This window comes from Rathayibacter sp. AY1D2 (assembly GCF_002932695.1).
In the GTDB taxonomy this organism is placed as follows: Bacteria; Actinomycetota; Actinomycetes; order Actinomycetales; family Microbacteriaceae; genus Rathayibacter.
In genome coordinates this window covers 1-14,996 of the sequence record NZ_PSVX01000044.1, presented here as the reverse complement: position 1 = coordinate 14,996, position 14,996 = coordinate 1, and the positions used below count along the sequence as shown (strand labels likewise).

Genomic DNA, 14,996 nt, shown 5'->3' with positions numbered 1-14,996 from the left:
GGAGGCCGTGGAGGGACGAGCCCTACATGTTGATCATGTGCCCCTTGAGGCCGTGGAAGCCCTCCTGCAGCGCCTCCGACAGCGTCGGGTGGGTGTGCACGTTGCGGGCCAGCTCGGTCGCCGTGAGGTCCCACTTCTGGGCGAGCGTGAGCTCGGGGAGCAGCTCCGAGACATCCGGGCCGATCATGTGGGCGCCGAGGAGCTCGCCGTACTTCTTGCTCGCGATGAGCTTCACGAAGCCGGTGGGCTCGCCGAGGCCGTGGGCCTTGCCGTTCGCCATGAAGGGGAAGGTCGAGACGGTGATCTCGTGTCCCTCGTCCGTCGCCTGCTTCTCGGTGAGGCCGAAGGAGGCGATCTGCGGCTGGCAGAACGTCGCGCGCGGCATCATCCGGTAGTCGCCCAGGGTCTGGGTCTCGGCACCGGCGAGGGTCTCGGCGGCGACGACGCCCTGCGCTTCCGCGACGTGCGCGAGCTGGAGCTTCGCGGTGACGTCGCCGATGGCGTAGATGTGCGGCACGTTGGTGCGCATGTGGTCGTCGATCGCGATCGCGCCGCGCTCGGTGAGCTCGACGCCCGTCTTCTCGAGGCCGAAGCCCTCGGTGCGGGGGACCCAGCCGATGGACATGAGCACCTTGTCGACCTCGAGGGTCGACTGCGTGCCGTCCTTCGCGGTGTAGGTGACCGTGACGTAGCCGTCCTTGTCGACGACCGACTCGACCTTGGTCGAGGTCAGGATCTCGACGCCGAGCTTCTTGTACTGCTTCTGGATCTCCTTGGAGACGTCCGGGTCCTCGTTGGGGAGGGCGCGGTCCATGAACTCGATGATCGTCACGTCGACGCCGTAGTTCTTGAGGACGTAGGCGAACTCCATGCCGATCGCGCCCGCGCCCACGATGGCCATCGTGTCGGGGAGCTCGCGGGTCATGATCTGGGTCTCGTAGGTGACGACGTTCTCGGAGAGCTCGACGCCGGGGAGGAGGCGGACGCTCGCGCCGGTCGCGATGATCGCGTCGTCGAAGGTCAGCGACTCCGTGCCGCCCTTGCTCAGCTGCACGTCGAGGCCCTGCGGGCCGGTGAAGGAGCCGACGCCGTCGAACTCGGCGATCTTGTTCTTCTTCATCAGGAAGTGGACGCCCTTGGTGCGGCCGTCCGCGACCGAGCGGCTGCGGTCGAACGCCGCGCCGAAGTCGAACGAGACGTCGCCCGAGATGCCGAACTGCTTCGCCTGGGTGTGGAAGAGGTGGGCGAGCTCCGCGTTGCGCAGCAGCGCCTTGGACGGGATGCAGCCGACGTTGAGGCAGACACCGCCCCAGTACTGCTTCTCGACGACGGCGACGGACTTGCCGAGCTGGGCGGCGCGGATCGCGGCCACGTATCCGCCGGGGCCTGCCCCCAGGACGACGACGTCGAAGTGCTGGGCCATGGATGATCCTCCAGAGTCGTGGATGGTGGTGCGCGGGGTGACCACGCCGTCTCCCACCGTACCGTTCCGGGGCTCGGAGGCGGCCCGCTCCTCCGTGGGCGAACGCGCGTGCGGGCGCCTGCCGTGCACGCGCGGGAATGCCCGCGGGGCGGGGACGGTTGGGCTCCACGGGCGACGGAGCCCCTCCCCCAGTCCCCCGCACGGAAGAAGCCCCGCGATGTCCGCCACCGCCTCCCGCACCGCCAGCACCAGCGCCCCGATCCTCGACGTCCTCGCGGAGCGCTGGAGCCCCCGCTCCTACGACGCGTCCGCGACCGTCTCCGACGAGACCCTCGCGTCCCTCCTCGAGGCCGCGCGCTGGTCCCCGTCCGCCAGCAACTCGCAGCCGTGGCGCTTCATCGTCGCCCGCCGCGGAACCGACGAGTTCGACCGCATCGTCGCGACGCTCGCCGGCTTCAACGGCGCCTGGGCCGGCTCCGCCGCCGTCCTCGTCGTCGCGCTCGCCGAGACCGTCGACTCCGAGGGGAAGCCGCGCCCCTGGGCCGTCTACGACCTCGGCCAGTCGATCGCCCACCTCAGCGTCCAGGCGCACCACGAGGGCCTGCACGTGCACCAGATGGCCGGCTTCGACAAGGACGCCGTCCGCGCCGCGTTCGGCGTCGACGAGCGCTTCGACCCGGTGACGATCGCCGCGGTGGGAGTCGCGGCCGACGCCGACGCGCTGGCGAACGAGACCCTCCGCGAGCGCGAGACCGCGCCGCGCACCCGCCTGCCCCTCGAGGAGCTCGTGCTCGTCCAGGCGTAGCCCTCCGGCGGAAGGCCTCCCCCGTCCGCGGACCGGGGAGGCCTTCCGCGTCCCACCCCCTGTGTTACTCCCCGTGTCGGTCCCCGCTGTGCCGCCGGGAGCCTCTCCGTACGATCGGACGATCCGCCCGCCCGTCCCGCTGCCCGGAGAGACATGCCCGCCACCCCCGCCGCCCGCACGAGCCTGGCCTTCGACGCCGAGCTCGGCCAGTCGGCGTTCCCCGTGCGCTTCGAGGGGGTCGGCCGCACCTTCGCGCCCGGGTCCCCCGTGCTGACCGACGTGACGCTCGAGGCCGCCGCGGGCGAGGTCATCGCGATCCTCGGCCCGAGCGGCTGCGGCAAGTCGACGCTGCTGCGCATCGCGGCGGGCCTGGACACCGCCTCCGAGGGGTCCGTCCTCATCGACGGCGCCCCCGTCTCCGGCATCGACCCGCGCTGCGCGGTGGCGTTCCAGGAGCCGCGGCTGCTGCCCTGGCGGAGCATCGCCGACAACGTCGCGCTCGGCCTGCCGCGCGGCACCCCGCGCCCGGCAGCCCGCGCCGCCGTCGACGAGCTGCTCTCGCTGGTCGGCCTCACCGCGCACGCCCGCTCGCGGCCCCGCGAGGTGTCCGGGGGGATGGCCCAGCGCGCCTCCCTCGCCCGCGCCCTCGCCCGGAACCCCGGCGTGCTCCTCCTGGACGAGCCCTTCGGGGCGCTCGACGCGCTGACCCGCCTGCGGATGCAGGACCTGCTGCTCGACGTGCACGCGGCGGCTCCGGCGACGATCCTGCTCGTCACCCACGACGTCGACGAGGCCCTCCAGCTGGCCGACCGCATCGTGCTCCTCGGGCGCGACGAGCCCGGAGGCGTCTCGCGCATCCAGCGGATCGTCACCGTCCCCGGCGCGCGGCCCCGCGACCGCGGCTCGGCGGAGCTCGCCGAGCACCGGGCCGAGCTCCTCGCGGGGCTGGGCATCGAGCGGCACTGACCCCGGGCGGATCGACCCGCGTCCCTCCACCCGGGCGGCACGGTCCGGGCGGCACGACCTCCCTCCCCAGCCGCCTCCTCCTCCCGCTCTCCACCGCACGAGCACCTCCCCGCACCGCCCCTCCCCTGCAGCGTCCACACTCGCTGTCACCGCATCCCCGAAGCCGAGGCCCCCATGTCGTTCACCAGCTCCCCGCTCACCCGCCGCACCGCTCTCGCCGGTCTGCTCACCGCCGCCGCCGTCCCGCTCCTCGCGGGCTGCGTGCAGGGCGAGGGCGGAGGAGGAGCGGCGGCCGCGACCGCCGACGCCGCCTCCGGAGGAACTCAGGGCGGCACGCTCACGCTCGACTTCGCGACGTACAACCCGCTGAGCCTGGTCATCAAGGAGAAGGGCTGGCTCGAGGCCGCCCTCGCCGAGCAGCAGGTCACCGTCGCCTGGGTGCAGTCGGCCGGCTCCAACAAGGCCAACGAGGCCCTGCGCGCCGGAGCGATCGACGTCGGCTCCACCGCCGGCTCGGCCGCACTGCTCGCCCGCTCGAACGGCTCGCCGATCAAGACGATCGACATCTTCTCGCAGCCGGAGTGGTCGGCCCTCGTCGTCCCCGCCGGCTCGGCGATCACGTCGGTCGAGCAGCTCAAGGGCAAGCAGATCGCGGCCACCAAGGGCACCGACCCGTACTTCTTCCTGGTGCAGGCGCTCGAGGCCGCCGGCCTGGGCATCGGCGACGTGACGGTGCAGAACCTGCAGCACGCCGACGGCTGGGCGGCGCTGCAGAACGGCTCCGTCGACGCCTGGGCGGGCCTGGACCCGATCATGGCCGGCGCCGAGGCGGCCGGGGCGACCCTGCTCTACCGCAACGTCGACTTCAACTCCTACGGCCTGCTCAACGCGACCGAGAGCTTCCTCGCCGAGAAGCCGGACCTCGCGCAGACCGTCGTGAACGCGTACGAGCACGCCCGCGCCTGGGCGCTCGAGAACCAGGACGAGACGGCGAGCATCCTCGCCTCCGTCGCCGGCCTCGACGTGGCGGTGGCGACGACGGTCATCACCGAGCGCAGCAACCTCGACGTCGACAACGTCCCCGGCTCCGCGCAGACCGACGTGCTCGCCGTGATCGGCCCGATCTTCGTCGAGAACGGCGACGTCGCCTCGCAGCAGCAGGTCGACGACGCGCTCGAATCGCTGCTCGACGACACCTACGCCTCGGCGGCCGACCCGAGCGCCATCGGCGCCTGAGGGTCCGGCCCTCCGCCCCCGACCCCGTGATCCGAGGAGACCGACGATGACGATCCGCGACGACGACACCGCGACCGACGCCGATGTGCTGCGGCGGAGCGCGCTGTCCGCGCCGATGCCGGGTGAGCCCGGACTCGTGACGGCGGGCCCGTCGGTCGCGGCCTCCCAGCGCCGCCTCCGCGAGGACCGCTCCCACCCGCTCACCACGCGACGGTGGTTCGTGGTCGCGGGAGGCGCGATCCTGCCCGTGCTGCTGCTCGCCGCCTGGCAGATCGCGACGACGACCGGGATGGTCTCGGTGGCGGTCTTCCCCTCGCCCGCGATGGTCTGGGCGGCCGGCGTCGACCTCGCCCAGCGCGGCGACCTCGGCCAGGACGTCGCCATCTCGACGCAGCGCGTGCTCATCGGGTTCGCGCTCGGCTCGGCGCTCGGGCTCGTGGTCGGCGCGCTCTTCGGGCTCTCCCGCGTCTGGGAGGTCGTCCTCGGCCCGACCCTCGGCGCGATCCGGGCGGTCCCGTCGCTGGCCTGGGTCCCGCTGCTGCTGCTCTGGATGGGCATCGGCGAGGAGTCGAAGATCACGCTGATCACGATCGGCGCGTTCTTCCCGGTCTTCACCACGGTGGCCACGGCGCTCGGCCACGTCGACCGGCACCTCGTCGAGGCGGGCCGCGCCTTCGGCCTCTCGGGCGTCCGGCTCTTCACGACGGTGCAGCTGCCCGCGGTGATCCCGTCCGTGATCTCCGGGCTGCGCCTCGCGCTCGCCCAGTCGTGGCTGTTCCTGGTCGCCTCCGAGCTCATCGCCTCCTCGATGGGCCTCGGCTTCCGCCTCATCGACAGCCAGAACAACGGCCGGATCGACCGGGTGTTCCTGGCGATCGTCCTGCTGGCCGTGCTGGGCAAGCTCACCGATGCCGTCGTCGGCGTGTTCCAGCGCTACGCCGTGAGGAAGTGGGCGTGAGCGCCGGGGAGGGAGCTCCGAGCGTGAGCGGGACGATCGCCAACCTGCTCGACGAGCACCGCCGGTTCCCCCCGCCCGCGGCCTTCGCCGCGCAGGCGAACGCGGGCGCGGAGGAGTACTCGCGAGCCGCCGCCGATCCGGTCGCGTTCTGGGAGGAGGCGGCCCGCCGCCTCGAGTGGGCGGAGCCGTGGCACACCGCCCACAGCTGGGAGCCTGCCGCTCCGCTGCCCGACGGCTCGCTCTCGGTGCCGCGCACGACCTGGTTCGAGGGCGGACGGCTGAACGTGGCCGTCAACTGCGTCGACCGCCACGTGGACGCGGGACGCGGCGGGAAGACCGCCCTCCACTTCGAGGGCGAGCGCGGCGACCGGCGGTCGATCACCTACGCCGAGCTCCAGCGCGAGGTCTCCCGCGCCGCTAACGCGCTGACCGCGCTCGGGATCGGGAGGGGCGACCGCGTCGTCGTCTACCTACCGGTGATCCCCGAGACCATCGTCATCACGCTCGCGATCGCGCGGATCGGAGCGATCCACTCGCTCGTCTTCGGCGGCTTCTCCGCCGAGGCGGTGCGGTTCCGCGTGGAGGACACCGGCGCGAAGCTCCTGGTCACCACGGACGGGCAGTTCCGGCGCGGAGCGGCGGTGCCGGTCAAGGCGAGCGCCGACCGGGCGGTCGAGGGCGTCGCGTCGATCGAGCACGTCCTCGTCGTCCGCCGCACCGGTGAGACCGACGTCCCGTGGACCCCGGGCCGCGACGTCTGGTGGCACGAGCTGGTCGATGCGCAGAGCGACGTCCACGAGGCCGAGGCCTTCGACTCCGAGACGCCGCTGTTCATCATCTACACCTCCGGCACGACCGGGAAGCCCAAGGGGCTGGTGCACACCAGCGGCGGCTACCTCACGCAGGCCTCCTGGACGCACTGGGCCGTGTTCGACGCGAAGCCGGACGACGTGCACTGGTGCACCGCCGACCTCGCCTGGGTCACCGCGCACACCTACGAGATCTACGGACCGCTCTCGAACGGGCTCACCCAGGTCATCTACGAGGGCACCCCGAGCACCCCGCACACCGCCCGGCACTTCGAGATCATCGAGCGGTACGGGGTGACCGTCTACTACACGGCGCCGACGCTGATCCGGACGCTGATGACCTGGTTCCCCGAGGGCGTGCCCGCCCGGTACGACCTGTCGAGCCTGCGCCTGCTCGGCACCGTCGGCGAGTCCATCAACCCCGAGGCCTGGGTCTGGTTCCACGAGGCGATCGGCGGCGGACGCTGCCCGATCGTCGACACCTGGTGGCAGTCCGAGACCGGCGCCGCGGTGATGTGCCCGCTGCCGGGCGTCTCGACCCTCAAGCCGGGCTCGTCTCTCGGAGCCCTGCCCGGGCTCGGCGTCCTCGTGGTGGACGAGCACGGCGAGCGGGTGCCGAACGGCTCCGGCGGCTACCTCGTGGTCGACCGGACCGGGCCGGCGCTCGCCCGCACCGTGTGGGGCGACCCGGAGCGGTACCGCGACTCCTACTGGGCCCGCTACGCGTCCCAGGGGTGGTTCTTCTCCGGGGACGGCGCGAAGTACGACGCCGACGGCGACGTCTGGGTGCTCGGCCGCGTCGACGACGTCATCAACGTCTCCGGGCACCGCCTGTCCACGATCGAGATCGAGTCGGCACTCGTCGCCCATCCGGCCGTCGGCGAGGCCGGAGTCGTCGGAGTCGCCGACGCGACGACCGGCCAGGCCATCGCGGCGTTCGTCATCCCCTCCGACGAGGCCGTCGACCGCGCCGAGGAGGACCCGGCCTACTGGGCCGCGCTCGGCACGACGCTCTCGGCGCTCCTGCGCGACCACGTGGCGGTCGCGATCGGTCCGATCGCCAAGCCGCGCGACGTGGTGGTGGTGCCGGATCTGCCCAAGACCCGCTCCGGCAAGATCATGCGGCGGCTGCTCGGCGACATCCGCGACGGCCGCCCGCTCGGAGACGTGACGAGCCTCCAGGACGACACCGTCCCGGCGCGCATCGCCCGCATCGTCGCCGAGCGCGGGTAGGCGCCGCGCCAGTCGGACGCGGCGGGCGGACCCTGTTTCGGGGAGGCGTCGGGAGCCTGCGCGTCCGCGGCGAGGAGGGGCCGCCGGGGAGCATCCGGAGTAGCGTGAAGCCGTGCGCGACGTCCAACAGCAGATCATCTCCGAGCTCCACGTCTCCCCCGCCGTCGATCCGGCCGTCGAGGTCGAACGGCGCAGCGGCTTCCTCGCCGACTACCTCCGCAGCACCGGCGCGAAGGGCCTCGTCCTCGGCATCAGCGGCGGCCAGGACTCGAGCCTCGCCGGGCGCCTCTGCCAGCTCGCGGTCGAGCAGGTCCGCGCGAGCGGCGGCGACGCCTCCTTCATCGCGGTCCGCCTGCCGTACAAGGTGCAGGCCGACGAGGAGGACGCCCAGCTCGCCCTCACGTTCATCCGCCCGGACCGCCAGGTCGTCTTCGACATCCACCAGGGCGTCGACGGCGTGGCCGCAGCATTCGGCGACGCGGTCGACGAGCCGATCAGCGACTTCGTGAAGGGCAACGTGAAGGCGCGGATGCGGATGATCGCGCAGTACGCGATCGCCGGCCAGGCCGGGATGCTCGTCGTCGGGACCGACCACGCGGCCGAGGCGGTCACCGGCTTCTTCACGAAGTACGGCGACGGCGGCGCCGACGTCCTCCCGCTCACCGGCCTCACCAAGCGGCAGGGGCGCTCGCTCCTCGAGCACCTGGACGCACCGGCCCGGCTCTACGAGAAGGCGCCGACGGCGGACCTGCTCGACGACAACCCCGGCCAGACCGACGAGACGAACCTCGGGCTCACCTACGCCGACCTCGACACGTACCTCGAGGGCGGCGAGGTCGACCAGGCCGTCGCCGAGGCCATCGAGGCGCGGTACGCCGCGACCGAGCACAAGCGCCAGGTGCCGCTGTCGATGTTCGACGACTGGTGGCGCTGAGCCGCCGCTGACCGCTTCCAGCGGCCGGCAGCTCAGGACCGCACGGGGCCCCGCTGAGGCGGGGCTCCCGTGCGTCCGGCGCGGAACCGATGCGAGGACCGGACCCGCCGCGGTATCAGGAGTCGGCGCGGGCGTTGTAGACGAGCACCTCGCCGGAGTCGACGGAGGCGCGGTAGGCGCGGAACACGTCGAGGGCCTCGTCGCGGAGCACGCCGTCGACGACCCCGATGCCGCGGGCCTCGAACTGCGCGGCCCAGTCCTCGCGCATCGGCCCCTCGTCGAAGGTGCTGATCTCCTCGAGCTCGGGGCCGGAGCCCGCGACGACCAGCCGGCGCACCCCCGACCACATCGTCGCTCCGTAGCACTGCACGCACGGGCGCCAGTTGACGACCAGGTCGTGCGCGGGGAGGCCCTCGCCGCCGAGGTCCCAGGTGCCGAGCGCGGTCTGCGCGAGACCGAGCGCCGTCACCTCGGCGTGGCCGGACGAGACCCCGCTGCCGAGGACGACGTTCACTCCGACCGAGACGAGACGACCGGAGTCGCGCTCGACGACGATCGCCGCGAACGGGCCGCCGTTCCCCTCGCGGAAGTTGCGGTCGGCGAGCGCGTGCACGAGGGCCATCCGGTCCTCGAGGCTCGGGAGGACCTCGGGGACGTCGCGGAGGGCGTCGCCGATCCAGGCGGGCAGGGCGATCTCGTAGCGGGTGGCGAGGCGGTCGATGTCCATGGGTCCTCCGGGAGACGGGGCGGGGCGGCGGGCGGAGACGGATGCGCGGCAGGCACGGCACGGGTGACGCGCGGGCGGCGGCCGTCGCCCCTCAGCCTCGCAGTGCCGAGCGCCGGAGACGGAATCGGCCCGGCGCGTCGACGCGGAGGTCAGGCGAGGAGGGCCTCGCCGAGCGCCGCGGCCTGCGCCGCCCAGAAGCGCTTCGCCACACCGGTCCGGCGGAACAGGGCGTCGAAGCCGTGGAAGGCGCCCTCCACGATCTCGAGCCCGCACGGCACTCCGGCCGCGCGCAGGCGCTCGGCGTAGCGGACGTCCTCGTCGTGGAAGAGGTCGAGGCCGCCGACGCCGATCCAGGCCGGCGGCAGGCCCGTGAGGTCGTCGCGGCGGGCGGGGGCGGCGTAGGCCGTGACGCCGGGGCCGCCGGGCTCGCCTGCGAGGTAGGCGGTCCAGCCGAAGCGGTTGCTGCCCGGGGTCCAGACGCGGACTCCGCGCGGAGGAGGACCGGGCCGGGTGACGGTGCGGTCGTCGAGCATCGGGTAGACGAGCAGCTGGAACGCGGGCTGCGCTCCTCCGCGGTCGTGGGCGAGGAGGGTCGCACCCGCGGCGATGCCGCCGCCCGCGCTCGCGCCTCCGACGGCGATGCGCGCCGGGTCGACGCCGCGCTCCTGCGCGTGCTCGACGAGCCAGTCGAACGCGGCCAGCACGTCCTCGACGGCAGCCGGGGCCGGATGCGCGGGCGCGAGGCGGTAGTCGACGGAGACGACCGTGATGCCCAGGGTGCGGGCGAAGCCGATGCAGGGCGCCTCGTCCTGAAGGTGGCTGCCGAGCACCATGCCGCCGCCGTGCACCCAGAGGAGCGCGGGAGCGGTACCGCGGAGGATGCGCGGCCGGTAGCTGCGGGCCCGGACGGGAGCGGCTCCGGCGACGGGGATCTCGACGTCGTCGACCACGATGTCGGGCGGGGCCTCGCCTCCCTCGGCGGCGCGTCGCGTGGCGAGGCGCAGCAGTCGCGGGCCGAGGACGATCGGCGGGAGGAAGCGGCCGAGCGCGAGGTCGGGGTGGAAGAGGGGCGCCGTCGCGGCGGTGCGGGCTGACGCGGTCATGCGCGGGAGGCTACTCCTCGCGGCCGTGCCGGCGCCCCTCCGCGGGATTACGGACGCACGAGGGTCTTGATCGCGCGGCGCTCGTCCATTGCGGCGTACGCCTCGGCGATCTCCTCGAGGGGCAGCTCGAGGTCGAAGACCAGACCGGGCTCGATCGCGCCGCTGAGCACGTCCGGCAGCAGCTCGGCCATGTAGCCGCGGACCGGCGCGACTCCGCCGTTGACGCCCACGTTCGAGCCGAACATCTGGCGGACGGGCAGCTCGGGGCCTCCGTTGGGGACGCCGACGTAGCCGACCATGCCGCCGGGGCGGGCGGAGTCGAGTGCCTGCTGCATCGACTCCTTGGTGCCGACGCACTCGAGCACGCAGTCGGCGCCGATCCCGCCGGTCAGCTCGCGGACGCGCGCGACGCCCTCGTCGCCGCGGGTCTCGACGATGTGGGTCGCCCCGAAGCGGCGGGCGAGGTTCTGCCGCGACTCGTGCCGCGACATCGCGATGATCGTGGTCGCGCCGAGGCGCTTGGCCGCCAGGACGGCGCAGAGGCCGACCGCGCCGTCACCGACGACCGCGACGGTCGAGCCCGCGGTGACACCGGCCGAGACCGCGGCGTGGTGGCCGGTCCCCATCACGTCGGCGAGGGTGAGCAGGCTGGGGATGAGCGCCGGATCCGGGTCCATGCCCACGCGGAAGAGCGTGCCGTCGGCGAGGGGCACGCGCACCTTCTCGCCCTGGGCGCCGTCCGCGAAGCCCTCCTCGCGGACCTCGGCGCCCCACCAGCCGCCGGTGAGGCACGAGGTGGAGACGCCGTTGGCGCAGTTCGCGCAGGTGCCGTCGCAGACGTAGAACGGGGCGATCACGAAGTCGCCGACCGCGACGTCGTGCACGTCGTCGCCGATCTCCTCGACGACGCCGACGAACTCGTGGCCGATGCGGTGCGCCTCCTTGGTGGGAGTGACGCCGCGGTAGGGCCAGAGGTCGGAGCCGCAGACGCAGGCCGCGGTGACGCGGACGATCGCGTCGCGCCCCGTCGAGAGCTGCGGGTCGGGGACCTCCTCGAGTCGGATGTCGCGCTCGCCGTGGATGAGTGTTGCTCGCATGGGTGCTCCTGGTCGGGAGGGGGATGGGGTCGGCGTCCACGGTACGCCCGCGACCGGCCGCGGGCGCCGGAGAGGCGGGGGCTTGCACGAACGCGCGCCGACGCGGCCCAGGTGAAGAGCCGGGGCGCGGCCGGGGGCGGTCCGACGCCGGGCGGGAGGCGTCCTGCCGGAACGGAGGGGCCCCGCAGCAGCCCTGCACCGCGTCACGGCTGCGCCTCCGCCCAGCCGTCGCGCCCGATCACGACGTGCGCGAGGAACCGCAGGCCGCACGCCTCTGCCCCGTCGGCGATCGCCCGCGTCGCCGCACGGTCGGAGGGGAGCACCACGGCCTCGCCCGCGTGGCTGTGCGCCAGGCCGATGCCCGCCGCGCCGCGCGCCAGCACCTCGGCGAGCACGGCGGCGACGGGGATCTCGGCGTGCGCCGGGGCTCCGTCGGCCAGCGTGAGGACGTCGCGGACGGCTCCGGACTCGGCGAGCGCCACCGCCAGCACGGTCTCGACCGGCCGGGCGGCCAGCAGCGGAGCGACGAGCCCGGCCAGGCCGGCGGCGTCGGTCACGCGGGCGGCGCGCGAGGCGCGGTTCATCCTCCGCCGCAGCTCGAAGGAGGCGACCAGGCGGCAGGCGGCGACCTCGCCGACTCCGCGGTGCCGCATCAGATCGGCCACCCCGGCCCGGGCGACGGCGTCGATGCCGCCGAAGCGCGCGAGGAGGCGCTGCGCGACGACGGTCGCGTTGGCGCCGCGGACGCCGGCCCCGATGAGCACGGCGAGGGTCTCGGCGTCGGTGAGCGCCTCCGGTCCGTAGGCGCGGAGGCGCTCCCTCGGCCGCTCCTCGGGAGGGAGGTCGGCCATCCGGGGGCCGGGCGTTTCGAAGGACATGCCGCCGACGCTACGGAGCCCGCCGGACGGGCGCGCCGCGGATCCCGCGACTGTGGACGACTCCCGCCCTCGCGCGCCCTGTGGAGGGAACTTCCGTCGCCACCCGCGCGCTCCTCTCCCCTGCGAGTACGCAGAAGGCGGACTCGCGACAGGGCTCGAGCACCCCGGTCAGTCCGACGCGGGCATCCCGGCCGTCACCGACAGGCTCTCGCCGTCCGGCGCCACGTCCACCAGCACCACGTCCCCGTCGCGCACCGTGCCGCCGAGCAGCGCCGTCGCCAGCTGGTCGTCGATCGCCCGCTGCATCAGCCGGCGCAGCGGCCGCGCGCCGTACTGCGGGTCGTAGCCGCGCTCGGCCAGCCACCCGCGGGCCGCGGGCGTCACCGCCAGGTCGAGCCGTCGCTCCGAGAGCCTCCTCGACAGCCGGTCGACGTACAGCGACACGATCTCGCCGAGCTCGGTGCGGTCGAGCGCGTCGAAGATCACGATGTCGTCGAGCCGGTTCACGAACTCGGGCTTGAAGGCCTGGCGCACCATCTGCTGGACCGCCTCCTCCTTCTGCGGCCGTGACAGCGCCGGGTCCACGAGGAACTGCGACCCCAGGTTGGAGGTGAGGATGAGGATCGTGTTGCGGAAGTCGACCGTCCGCCCCTGGCCGTCGGTGAGCCGGCCGTCGTCGAGCACCTGGAGCAGGACGTCGAACACCTCGGGGTGCGCCTTCTCGATCTCGTCGAGGAGCACCACCGAGTACGGGCGGCGGCGGACCGCCTCCGTGAGCTGGCCGCCCTGCTCGTAGCCGATGTAGCCGGGAGGGGCGCCGACCAGCCGCGAGACGGCGAACTTCTCGCCGTACTCCGACATGTCGATGCGGACCATCGCCTTCTCGTCGTCGAAGAGGTGGTCGGCGAGCGCCTTCGCCAGCTCGGTCTTGCCGACGCCGGTCGGCCCGAGGAAGAGGAAGGAGCCGGTCGGCCGGTCGGGGTCGGAGATGCCCGCGCGGGTGCGGCGCACCGCGTCCGCGACGGCCGACACCGCCTCGTCCTGGCCGATCAGTCGGCGGTGCAGCTCGGTCTCGAGGTGCAGCAGCTTCTCGGTCTCGCCCTGCAGGAGACGCCCGACGGGGATCCCCGTCCAGGCGGCGATCACCGCGGCGATGTCGTCGGCCGTCACCTGCTCGTTGACCATGCGGCCCTCGGCCGGCTCCTCCTCCGCCTCGGCGGCCGCGAGCTCGCGCTCGATCACCGGGATGTCGCCGTAGAGCAGCTTCGACGCGCGCTCGAGCTTCCCCTCGCGCTGCGCGCGCTCGGCGGCGATCCGCAGGGCGTCGAGCCGGTTCTTGAGCTCGCCGACGCGGTTGAGGGAGGCGCGCTCGCGCTCCCAGCGCTCCTGCAGCTCCTCGAGCTGGGCGCCGCGGCGGGCCAGGTCCTCGCGCAGCTTCTCCAGCCGCGCCTTCGAGGCCTCGTCCTTCTCCTTCTTCAGCGCCAGCTCCTCGAGCCTCAGCCGGTCCACGGAACGGCGCAGCTCGTCGATCTCGACGGGAGCGGAGTCGATCTCCATGCGCAGCCGCGACGCGGCCTCGTCGATCAGGTCGATCGCCTTGTCCGGCAGCTGGCGGGAGGTGATGTAGCGGTTCGAGAGCGACGCGGCGGCGACCAGGGCGGAGTCGGCGATCGCCACCTTGTGGTGCGCCTCGTAGCGCTCCTTCAGCCCGCGGAGGATCGCCACGGTGTCCTCGACGGTCGGCTCGCCGACGAGGACCTGCTGGAAGCGGCGCTCGAGAGCGGCGTCCTTCTCGATGTACTGGCGGTACTCGTCGAGCGTCGTCGCACCGATCATCCGCAGCTCGCCGCGCGCCAGCATCGGCTTGAGCATGTTCGCGGCCGCCACCGACCCCTCGCCTCCACCCGCGCCCATCAGCGTGTGCAGCTCGTCGATGAAGGTGATGATCCGGCCGTCGGACTCCTCGATCTCCTGGAGCACGGCCTTCAGTCGCTCCTCGAACTCGCCGCGGTACTTCGCTCCGGCGATCAGGGCCGAGAGGTCGAGGCTGACGAGCTGCTTGCCCTTGAGGCTCTCGGCGACGTCGCCCGCGACGATCCGCTGCGCGAGCCCCTCGACGACGGCGGTCTTGCCGACGCCGGGCTCGCCGATGAGGACGGGGTTGTTCTTGGTGCGGCGCGTGAGCACCTGGCTGACGCGCCGGATCTCGGCATCCCTCCCGATCACCGGGTCGAGCTTGCCGCTCGCCGCGATGGCGGTCAGGTTGACGCCGTACTGCTCGAGTGCGGACTTCTCGTCCTGCTGGGGCATCCGACCGGCCTGCATGATGGTGGTCTCCTCCGTGGCTCGGAAGTTGAGTTCGATGGACTCAACTTTACTCCCGCGACGGCTCCGGCGGTCAGGCCGTCAGAAGATCGCTGTCGCGACCCTGGAGCGCCTCGAGCGCGTTCCGGAGGATCGAGCGCAGCCGGAACTCGTCGATCCCGGTCAACGCCGAGATCTCGGCCTGCGAGAAGCCGCCGGCCGCAGCCAGCAGCAGGAGCTCGCGGTCCGGGCAGTCGAGGGCGAGCAGGCCGCTGCCGAGCGGACGCCGGGCGAGCTCGTGCGCGGAGCCGAGGGTCTCGCAGAGGACCTCGAGCACCCAGAGCACGGGCTCCGGCGAGCGGGCGCCCTCGCGGGAGCGGCGCCACACGGCGGTGAAGACGTCGGTGCAGAGCCGGTCGCGGCCGGCCGGGTCGGCCTGGACCGTGCCGACGCACGCCGAGACGAGGCCGCCGAAGCGGTCGACGAGCTCTCCCAGAGCGGAGGCGTCCCCCGTGGCGGAGCG

13 protein-coding genes are annotated in these 14,996 nt (G+C 73.4%); 6 read left to right on the top strand and 7 right to left on the bottom strand.

The window, feature by feature from the left end; genetic code table 11:
- Positions 1-22: 22 nt before the first annotated feature.
- Positions 23-1,423 carry a dihydrolipoyl dehydrogenase gene (gene lpdA, locus C5D04_RS12315; protein WP_104222818.1) on the bottom strand — a complete coding sequence of 467 codons (1,401 nt, stop codon included), beginning with the start codon at positions 1,421-1,423 and terminating at the stop codon, positions 23-25.
- 217 nt (positions 1,424-1,640) lie between these two features.
- On the opposite strand from lpdA, the gene C5D04_RS12310 reads away from it, so the two are divergent.
- The 6 genes from C5D04_RS12310 to nadE all read left to right on the top strand — a co-directional run bounded on the left by C5D04_RS12310 (position 1,641) and on the right by nadE (position 8,364).
- Positions 1,641-2,228: a nitroreductase family protein gene (locus tag C5D04_RS12310; protein WP_104222819.1), complete on the top strand. Its 588-nt coding sequence runs from the start codon at positions 1,641-1,643 to the stop codon at positions 2,226-2,228.
- A 153-nt stretch (positions 2,229-2,381) separates the two neighbouring features.
- Positions 2,382-3,194 carry an ABC transporter ATP-binding protein gene (locus C5D04_RS12305; RefSeq protein ID WP_104222820.1) on the top strand — a complete coding sequence of 271 codons (813 nt, stop codon included), beginning with the start codon at positions 2,382-2,384 and terminating at the stop codon, positions 3,192-3,194.
- 174 nt (positions 3,195-3,368) lie between these two features.
- Positions 3,369-4,430, top strand: a complete 1,062-nt coding sequence (locus C5D04_RS12300) for an aliphatic sulfonate ABC transporter substrate-binding protein (protein WP_104247980.1) — start codon at positions 3,369-3,371, stop codon at positions 4,428-4,430.
- Positions 4,431-4,476: 46 nt separating this feature from the next.
- Positions 4,477-5,388 carry an ABC transporter permease gene (locus tag C5D04_RS12295; protein ID WP_244229541.1) on the top strand — a complete coding sequence of 304 codons (912 nt, stop codon included), beginning with the start codon at positions 4,477-4,479 and terminating at the stop codon, positions 5,386-5,388.
- 23 nt (positions 5,389-5,411) lie between these two features.
- The gene (gene acs / locus C5D04_RS12290) at positions 5,412-7,430 is read left to right on the top strand and encodes an acetate--CoA ligase (protein WP_104292834.1); all 2,019 of its coding nucleotides are present in this window, start codon (positions 5,412-5,414) and stop codon (positions 7,428-7,430) included.
- A gap of 112 nt (positions 7,431-7,542) precedes the next feature.
- Positions 7,543-8,364 carry an ammonia-dependent NAD(+) synthetase gene (gene nadE / locus C5D04_RS12285; RefSeq protein WP_104225736.1) on the top strand — a complete coding sequence of 274 codons (822 nt, stop codon included), beginning with the start codon at positions 7,543-7,545 and terminating at the stop codon, positions 8,362-8,364.
- Between the two features lie 115 nt (positions 8,365-8,479).
- On the opposite strand, the gene C5D04_RS12280 is transcribed toward nadE, so the two are convergent.
- The 6 genes from C5D04_RS12280 to C5D04_RS18280 all read right to left on the bottom strand — a co-directional run.
- Complete coding sequence (locus C5D04_RS12280; RefSeq protein ID WP_181068411.1) at positions 8,480-9,091, bottom strand: nucleoside deaminase; 612 nt, start codon at positions 9,089-9,091, stop codon at positions 8,480-8,482.
- A 149-nt stretch (positions 9,092-9,240) separates the two neighbouring features.
- Positions 9,241-10,194 carry an alpha/beta hydrolase gene (locus C5D04_RS12275; RefSeq protein ID WP_104347776.1) on the bottom strand — a complete coding sequence of 318 codons (954 nt, stop codon included), beginning with the start codon at positions 10,192-10,194 and terminating at the stop codon, positions 9,241-9,243.
- Positions 10,195-10,241: 47 nt separating this feature from the next.
- On the bottom strand, positions 10,242-11,291 hold the full coding sequence (locus C5D04_RS12270; protein WP_104250697.1) for a zinc-dependent alcohol dehydrogenase family protein: 1,050 nt from the start codon (positions 11,289-11,291) through the stop codon (positions 10,242-10,244).
- A gap of 203 nt (positions 11,292-11,494) precedes the next feature.
- Positions 11,495-12,169, bottom strand: coding sequence for a RadC family protein (locus C5D04_RS12265; RefSeq protein WP_104250698.1), 675 nt, complete (start codon positions 12,167-12,169; stop codon positions 11,495-11,497).
- 168 nt (positions 12,170-12,337) lie between these two features.
- Positions 12,338-14,479, bottom strand: a complete 2,142-nt coding sequence (locus C5D04_RS12260; protein WP_374953578.1) for an ATP-dependent Clp protease ATP-binding subunit — start codon at positions 14,477-14,479, stop codon at positions 12,338-12,340.
- Positions 14,480-14,567: 88 nt separating this feature from the next.
- On the bottom strand, positions 14,568-14,996 hold a 429-nt coding region (locus C5D04_RS18280), incomplete at its 5' end, for a sigma-70 family RNA polymerase sigma factor (RefSeq protein WP_104347775.1).

What these genes read in the sequence shown, in the direction of transcription:
- C5D04_RS12265 (WP_104250698.1), bottom strand. Translation starts at nt 12,169, where the DNA reads ATGTCCTTCGAAACGCCCGGCCCCCGGATGGCCGACCTCCCTCCCGAG.
- C5D04_RS12295 (WP_244229541.1), top strand. Translation starts at nt 4,477, where the DNA reads ATGACGATCCGCGACGACGACACCGCGACCGACGCCGATGTGCTGCGG.
- C5D04_RS12260 (WP_374953578.1), bottom strand. Translation starts at nt 14,479, where the DNA reads ATGCCCCAGCAGGACGAGAAGTCCGCACTCGAGCAGTACGGCGTCAAC.
- C5D04_RS12300 (WP_104247980.1), top strand. Translation starts at nt 3,369, where the DNA reads ATGTCGTTCACCAGCTCCCCGCTCACCCGCCGCACCGCTCTCGCCGGT.
- lpdA (WP_104222818.1), bottom strand. Translation starts at nt 1,423, where the DNA reads ATGGCCCAGCACTTCGACGTCGTCGTCCTGGGGGCAGGCCCCGGCGGA.
- C5D04_RS12280 (WP_181068411.1), bottom strand. Translation starts at nt 9,091, where the DNA reads ATGGACATCGACCGCCTCGCCACCCGCTACGAGATCGCCCTGCCCGCC.
- C5D04_RS12270 (WP_104250697.1), bottom strand. Translation starts at nt 11,291, where the DNA reads ATGCGAGCAACACTCATCCACGGCGAGCGCGACATCCGACTCGAGGAG.
- C5D04_RS12305 (WP_104222820.1), top strand. Translation starts at nt 2,382, where the DNA reads ATGCCCGCCACCCCCGCCGCCCGCACGAGCCTGGCCTTCGACGCCGAG.
- C5D04_RS12275 (WP_104347776.1), bottom strand. Translation starts at nt 10,194, where the DNA reads ATGACCGCGTCAGCCCGCACCGCCGCGACGGCGCCCCTCTTCCACCCC.
- C5D04_RS12310 (WP_104222819.1), top strand. Translation starts at nt 1,641, where the DNA reads ATGTCCGCCACCGCCTCCCGCACCGCCAGCACCAGCGCCCCGATCCTC.